Below are 6,877 nucleotides of genomic sequence, written 5' to 3'. Positions count from 1 at the left end.
CCGCCATAAGCGCGGCGCCGGGGAGGATGCCGCTCCCATCGCGGCTAAGGGCAGTGGCTGTTGCGCTTCCGGCACCACCCCCGATAGTGTGACAATTAGCATAACTTTAATATACCTATAGCAAAAGGCCAACATTTAAGGGAGTACCTTTGAAAACATAACACATAGCAAGAAAACCATGAGAAATATAAAACCGGCAGTGATTGCGCTTATCGGGCTGTCTGCCCTCATATCCTGTAAAAAAGGTGATAACCCTGCTACAGGCCAGGCATCAGGGGCTACCGGACTAACTGAAATGAGCACCGACCCGCAGGAGGGCGACACCGTAGTAAGCCAGGTTGACAGTATAACCCGTACCAACCGTAGCGATGAAACAGATATTGAGGAACAGGAACCCTAAATAACCACGTATGAAAAAGTTTTTAAACAACGCAGCGCATTTGCTGGTGGCAGTAGTTGCCTTGAGCGCCACGTCCTGCAGGGACACCAATCCCGGCAACAAAGACGGCGACGCTGATATGGGTATGACTACCGACTCAATTTTTACCCAAACCGATACTATTGACAATAACAAGAGCACAAAAGATGCGGATACCGAACTTGACGGCGAGTAAAAAATTATCCTGTAAAACCCTTAAATTAAATAGCCATGAAAACAATAGCTAAAATAGTGCTAATCCTTATAACAGTTGTATCTTTTTCGTGTGCCAATGCCAATAAGGCAGGCAGTACAGAAACAGAAAATACCCCTACAGCCGATACCATTCCGCCTGTATCGCAGGACATACCCGGCACAGATACTGACACACTTGCAAATCCCGATGAAGAAACTGTTAAACCTTAATTTCAGAATATGAAAATAATAAAAAATACTTTGCCCCTGGCCGCTGTTGCACTTATGCTTGCTTCCTGCGGGAACAGCAACCGTGCCAGTGACGGCGAGGCAGCACCGGAAAATATCGGCCCTGTGTCTGACAGCGTGGGTGCGGGTACCGAAAATACCACCGGGCAGGATACTACGGTTCCGGCCCCTTAACAACAATCTGCTATATTTTTGAGGACAGCCTTTGAACGGCTGTTTTTTATGGATAGCCGGCACCGGCACCATATTTAATTTTAGTACCTTTAGGATAATTAACAGCAGAATGAAAATAGCAACATATAATGTAAACGGGGTTGACGGCAGGCTGCCCGTGCTGCTGCGCTGGCTGGAGGAAGCCCGCCCCGATATTGTATGCCTGCAGGAACTTAAGGCGCCCGCGGAAAAATTTCCTGTCGAAGCCATTCATGCTGCTGGATATACTGCCCTCTGGCACGGTCAGCTCCGTTGGAACGGTGTAGCCATATTAGCACGCGGGCTCGATATAAAAGAGGTTGGCCGTACGCTGCCGGGAGACCCAGGCGATGACCAAAGCAGGTATATTGAGGCGCTGGTGGGTGGCCTGCTCATCGCCTGCCTGTACCTGCCAAACGGAAACCCTGCCCCGGGGCCAAAGTTTGATTACAAGCTGAAATGGTTCGAAAGGCTGCAACAGCGTGCCAGGGCCTTACTTGAATTTAAAATACCTGTTGTCATGGCGGGCGATTATAATGTAATGCCGACAGAACTCGATGTATATAAACCGGAGCGGTGGCAGAAAGATGCCCTTTTTCGGCCGGAGGTGCGGGAAGCTTTTAAAATACTTACAGGGCAGGGATGGACAGATGCGCTCCGTGAGCTTTACCCCGGAGAAAAAATCTATACATTTTGGGATTACTTCCGGAATGCGTATGAGCGGGATGCCGGCCTGAGGATAGACCATTTTTTGCTGAGCCCTGAGCTTAAAAACAGGCTGAAAAAGGCAGGGGTAGACCGCCATGTACGGGGCTGGGAAAAATCATCTGACCATGCGCCTGTCTGGATTGAAATCACAGGACAATGAAGCGGTTTTACTACCGGTAAAAACAAATCATTATTTCAGTTTAATTTCAGCATATTTTACAAATCTGCCGTTGCTGTCGCTTTTCCGGCGTACAATAGTAACACGGTCACACAGCCATTCGTTGCGGTAATCAAACGGGGCAAAGTCTTCAATCCGGTTCAGGTCATCTTCAGCAAGCCCCCGTGCTATGGTTATGTGTGGCGTGATTATAGCCTTGGGGCGTTTAGGCCTGTCGAGTAGGCTGGTTTGCCGCTCCACCTTTACAGGCGCCTTGTGTGGTGCCTTAACAATAGCTGCGAGTGCGGCAACGGGCTCAGGGTTGGCCACTTTTAAAACCAGGGCGTGGTTCCAGGCTTCACAGCCGCCCATTTTTACCGTAAATTTTCGCTGGCCTGCCAGCGCAGTTTTCAGTATGTCTTTTATATTAACGGTTTCGGCCGCTTCCAGGGTGTGCAGGGTTATATGCGCAGGGGTAAAGTTGTGTATGCCTATACCTATCATGGCGTCAAGCGTTTCCTTCATGCCGGCCACGTCGGCTTTAACAGGGCCTGGAGGAGAAAGCAGTATGTGGTAGCTATACTGCGGCTCAGGAAACAGGCTGAACTGGGAGGGGTTCTTTTTAGGCATTACAAAGTTTTGTTCCGCAAACATAGTAAGTTTTTTGTATTTTAGTGCAGCCGATTAACATCATGAAAACAACCGCTAATTCCATACCCAAAAAAATTTTAACCCGTAAGGATGAGATTACTGCCGGATTTTTACAGCTGCTCGAAAGCCACATTCAGGATATTGTGCAGGGTAAAGAGCCAAAACGGATGCATGCCTCCGATTTCGGGAAGCAGATGTTCATCCATCCCAGGCATCTTACCAATACCATAAAACTTACCACCGGCAAGTCGCCCTGTGATTTCCTTGAAGAACGTTTCCTTGCGGAATCGCAAAAAATGCTGGCAGAAACCGATATGCCCATTGCCGATATAGCCATGCGCTTCGGGTTCAATGAGCCTACCAATTTTACCAAGTTTTTTAAGGGCATGTGCGGCCTTACCCCGAGGGCGTTCAGGAAAAACCGGGGAGTGTAAGCGGTTCCCGGAAAAGCAATTCATTGTACAGCTAAAAATTCTGAAGAGATCACCATTTTTTACCCGGTACGGCATAATAACTTTGTATAGCTAAAATAAAGTCTAACAAGTTAATTTTAAAAAAAATGGCACAACAAAAAATAGCCCTGGTAACCGGCGGCAGCCGCGGTCTGGGTAAAAATATGGCAATTGCACTGGCAAAAAAAGGCCTTAATGTAATCCTTACCTATAACAGCAATGAAGCCGAAGGTAAAAACACTGTAAAAGAAATTGAAGCCCTGGGGCAAAAAGCGGCCGCATTGCAGCTTGATGTCGCCACCGCAGACAACTTTGATGCCTTTTTCATACAGGTAAAAGCAGTTTTAAAAGACAACTTTGATACGGAATATTTTGACTACCTGCTGAACAATGCAGGGACAGGTGTTTATAAGCCCTTTGCCGAAACTACAGCTGAGGAATTTGACCAGATGGTAAACATCCATTTTAAGGCTGCCTTTTTCCTCACGCAGAAGGCATTGCCCCACATGAATGACGGCGGGGGTATTGTAAATGTTTCCACAGGGCTGGCCCGTTTCAGCATACCCGGCTATTCCGCTTATGCGGCCATGAAAGGCGGCATTGAAACCCTTACGCTGTATATGGCAAAAGAATTGGGGAGCAGGGGCATAAGGGCTAACGTTATAGCCCCGGGCGCTATTGAAACCGATTTTGGCGGCGGCGCCGTGCGCGACAATGCTGACCTGAACGGCTACCTGGCAGCGCAAACCGCCCTGGGCCGCGTGGGCTTACCCGATGATATTGGCGGGGTGGCCGCATTCCTTTGCAGTGATGAAGCCCGGTGGGTAAATGCACAGCGTATTGAGGTTTCCGGCGGCATGTTCCTATAATATTTTGTTGATAATAAATATGAAGCGCCTTTCCCGGCGCTTTTTTTATGCTATGGCAGCAGGGCTAAAACATTTTCTGCAATGGTTATAATGCGGGCTGAAGCTATACTCATGGGTGCCCAGCCTAATACACGGGAATGCTTCAGAGAATTGCATTATTACAGCTGCCTTCAGTTGTGCCATTTCGGCGTTCAGTTCAGGATGCACGAAAAGCACCGGGTTCTTAGGATTAAGATATGCCCAAAACCATTGATGTAAACGGAAAGTACGCTGTGTGTAAATTACAAAGGCAAAGCACTTCCCTTGTTTTAGGGCAATGAAGTGCCTTGTCCGCCCGATAGGGATTTTTTTAGGTCAAAATCCGGCCAACAAAAAAATTAACTACCTTTATACGAGTAATTAATATACCCTCCTGCCGTAAAACCATGGCGTGTGTAGGCAACGGACTGAAATCCTGAAAAGTTCTGGTATGGACAAGTTGTGTAAATTTTTAACAGCAATTATAATAATTGCGGGTTGTAGCAGTAATGAAACGGCCAGCCTGACTGCGGATAAAGAGGGCGAACTAAGCACGGTAAACCTCACAGTGGACAACCTGCAACGGAGTTTTCTTTTATACAAACCTAAAGGTTACAATAACGCCGGAAAAATGCCGGTCTTGTTGGTAAACCACGGTGGGCAGAGTACATCTCAGGGAATGATGGCTGTTGCTGATTTCAGGAACCTTGCTGATAATGAAAAATTTTTACTTCTCTATCCGCAAGGCTATCTAAACACCTGGAATGACGGAAGGCCAACTGCCGCAAACCTTTCGGGTGTGGATGATGTGAACTACTTCAGGCAATTATGTAATTATGCAGTAGCAAACCTCGATGCTGACCCTTCACGGATTTATGTAACCGGCCTGTCGAGCGGTGGTTTCATGGCTTCAAGACTTGGCTGCGAACTAAGCGACAGGATTGCTGCGATTGCTGTAGTTGGCGCAACCCTTGAACAGGGTGTTTTTAATAATTACAGCCCAGGCCGCTACGTTCCGGCTATGATTATCCAGGGCACAGCCGACCCCTTTGTTCCTATAAACGGCGGTATTGTTTTGCCTGGCGCCGGAGGCTATGCCATGTCCCATTCTGCGGCTGTCTCCAAATGGATATCCATCAATAATTGTAGTTCCTCACCGGTTGTGACTAACATTCCGGACACTGCAAATGACGGTACTACTATTGATAAAAATGTTTATTCTAATGCAGGCAATACAAGTGAAGTGGTAGGCTATGTAGTGAATAATGGAGGGCATACCTGGCCACAGGGCCTGCAATACCAAAGTGTTTCCGTGATAGGCAGGACAACACAGAATTTGAACGCAAACAGTGTAATCTGGGCATTTTGCAAAAGATGGAGAAGGAACTAATCGCCCCGCACACCTGCAGTAGCCAGAACGGGCACACACTACTTAAACCTAACTGGTGTTAGCAACAACCAGTCCTACTAAGCCAGGTACAACAAAAAGACTATGAAATACATAATCTATTTACTGATAACCCTGATTTTAACGGGTTGTAGTCATTCAGGTCAAAAACCCGCGCTTACCATGCAGGTTTTAAGGCAGGATCCTATGGAAAATCCGAAAAATGCCCCTGAGCAAGTAGCTGAAATACAGGCTGATGCGCAAAATCCATCTCTGAAGGGGTTTAAAAAAGCAGCAATATACAAACTGGCAGATGCAATAACGGCCGATTTCAACGGGGACGGATATCCGGATAAAGCCTTTTATAAAAAAGAAAAAGGGATTACGGGGATTATAATACGACATGGAAAAACAAACGAAGAAATCAGGATTGGTTTTGGTAGAAAATTTGCGTATCTTACAGAATTTGGATGGGCTGATTACTGGGGGCTCGTAGAAGGCAAAGAAACAACAGAAACAATTTTTACTGCAGGCGGCGACGTTCAGGGCACTAAAGTAATTGAACTTCAAAACCCATCAATATTCATAGGGCGGGATGAGGAGGGCGGCGGGCTTATTACCTTTAAAGATGGTAAATACAGGTGGATACACCAATCCTGCTGATGATGAATAGTTGTAAATAAATACGTATATCTATTTTAAAAAATATAGGAAATGATTTTGATTTGTGAGTTGGAAAAAGTAAATCTCGAGGAGTTCTTCCAATACCTGGCCACTCACATTAAAGAGAACGGGCAGAACGGATCGATGCTATATTTCCCTCTTTCTAAAGAACAATCAATCCTGTCCGATGAAATGAAAGCGAAATTTCTGGAAGGCATACACAAAGAGTTTGGCGAAACAGGATGGAGAAAAGCTTGGGTTGCTCTAAATGGGGAGGGAAATATTGTGGGGCATGCTGATATCCGTACCAATAATCAGCTAAATTCAGGCCACAGGGTTCTTCTTGGAATGGGTGTTGACATTAATTTCCGGAATTTAAAAATCGGGCAAAAACTATTAAACTTCATTATTGATTATTGCCGCAATTATCCGGGGATATGCTGGATAGACTTAGAAGTAATGACTGCAAATACACCGGCGAAGAGCCTTTACGAAAAAATGAAATTTGAACACGTATCTACTGTAAAAGACATGTTTAGGATTGATAACATTTCCTACGACTATACTTCTATGGCCTTAAATGTGGAAAGTTGAATCAGGAACAACATTATCAAAATATTATGGGATAGAAACCGCCTAATGTTTTTGTGGTGCTGTAAAAATTTTTTTAAATCGTAACTACAAAAATGAGATATATCCTGTTTCTTTTACTTTTATGTCATGAAGTATTTTCCCAGGAAATTATTGTTCCGTTAGAAGATAAAGTAAAATATTGATAAAGATTACCACCAGGATGCTATGGAAAATTGACAAAGAAAAAGTAAGGATCAATAAAACAGGCTTTTTCCGACCGTAATAAAGTTTAGTAGACAATAAAGAAGCCGTCTCAATACTTAAATTTTGAGACGGTTTTTTATT

Annotated in this window: 11 protein-coding genes; 10 read left to right on the top strand and 1 reads right to left on the bottom strand. The window is 45.3% G+C overall.

Features of this window, described 5'->3' with window-relative positions:
• Positions 1-178 precede the first annotated feature (178 nt).
• From CHU92_RS03350 to xth, 5 genes are all read left to right on the top strand, one after another.
• Positions 179-400, top strand: coding sequence for a hypothetical protein (locus CHU92_RS03350; protein ID WP_094412593.1), 222 nt, complete (start codon positions 179-181; stop codon positions 398-400).
• 10 nt (positions 401-410) lie between these two features.
• Positions 411-614, top strand: a complete 204-nt coding sequence (locus CHU92_RS03345; protein WP_094412591.1) for a hypothetical protein — start codon at positions 411-413, stop codon at positions 612-614.
• A 35-nt stretch (positions 615-649) separates the two neighbouring features.
• Entirely contained in the window at positions 650-844 is a 195-nt protein-coding gene (locus CHU92_RS03340) for a hypothetical protein (protein ID WP_094412589.1), read from the top strand.
• 9 nt (positions 845-853) lie between these two features.
• Positions 854-1,036 carry a hypothetical protein gene (locus tag CHU92_RS03335; RefSeq protein ID WP_094412587.1) on the top strand — a complete coding sequence of 61 codons (183 nt, stop codon included), beginning with the start codon at positions 854-856 and terminating at the stop codon, positions 1,034-1,036.
• A 109-nt stretch (positions 1,037-1,145) separates the two neighbouring features.
• Positions 1,146-1,922 (top strand): exodeoxyribonuclease III, encoded by a 777-nt coding sequence (xth, locus tag CHU92_RS03330; RefSeq protein ID WP_094412595.1) that lies wholly within the window; start codon positions 1,146-1,148, stop codon positions 1,920-1,922.
• A gap of 30 nt (positions 1,923-1,952) precedes the next feature.
• Here xth and CHU92_RS03325 read toward each other — a convergent pair whose 3' ends face one another.
• Entirely contained in the window at positions 1,953-2,573 is a 621-nt protein-coding gene (locus CHU92_RS03325) for a 2'-5' RNA ligase family protein (protein WP_094412585.1), read from the bottom strand.
• 38 nt (positions 2,574-2,611) lie between these two features.
• Here CHU92_RS03325 and CHU92_RS03320 point away from each other — a divergent pair, with 38 nt between their 5' ends.
• From CHU92_RS03320 to CHU92_RS03300, 5 genes are all read left to right on the top strand, one after another.
• Positions 2,612-3,004, top strand: a complete 393-nt coding sequence (locus CHU92_RS03320; protein ID WP_094412583.1) for a helix-turn-helix domain-containing protein — start codon at positions 2,612-2,614, stop codon at positions 3,002-3,004.
• Between the two features lie 125 nt (positions 3,005-3,129).
• Positions 3,130-3,891, top strand: coding sequence for an SDR family NAD(P)-dependent oxidoreductase (locus tag CHU92_RS03315; RefSeq protein ID WP_094412581.1), 762 nt, complete (start codon positions 3,130-3,132; stop codon positions 3,889-3,891).
• A 469-nt stretch (positions 3,892-4,360) separates the two neighbouring features.
• A complete protein-coding gene (locus CHU92_RS03310; RefSeq protein ID WP_094412579.1) occupies positions 4,361-5,299 on the top strand; it encodes an extracellular catalytic domain type 1 short-chain-length polyhydroxyalkanoate depolymerase in 939 nt (312 codons plus the stop codon).
• A 102-nt stretch (positions 5,300-5,401) separates the two neighbouring features.
• A complete protein-coding gene (locus CHU92_RS03305) occupies positions 5,402-5,959 on the top strand; it encodes a hypothetical protein (RefSeq protein WP_129582996.1) in 558 nt (185 codons plus the stop codon).
• A 51-nt stretch (positions 5,960-6,010) separates the two neighbouring features.
• Positions 6,011-6,553, top strand: coding sequence for a GNAT family N-acetyltransferase (locus tag CHU92_RS03300; protein WP_094412575.1), 543 nt, complete (start codon positions 6,011-6,013; stop codon positions 6,551-6,553).
• Positions 6,554-6,877: the final 324 nt, after the last annotated feature.

Origin of the sequence: Flavobacterium cyanobacteriorum, from assembly GCF_002251835.1 — a bacterium.
Lineage (GTDB): Bacteria > Bacteroidota > Bacteroidia > Flavobacteriales > Flavobacteriaceae > Flavobacterium > Flavobacterium cyanobacteriorum.
This window is presented reverse-complemented; position numbering and strand designations above follow the sequence as displayed.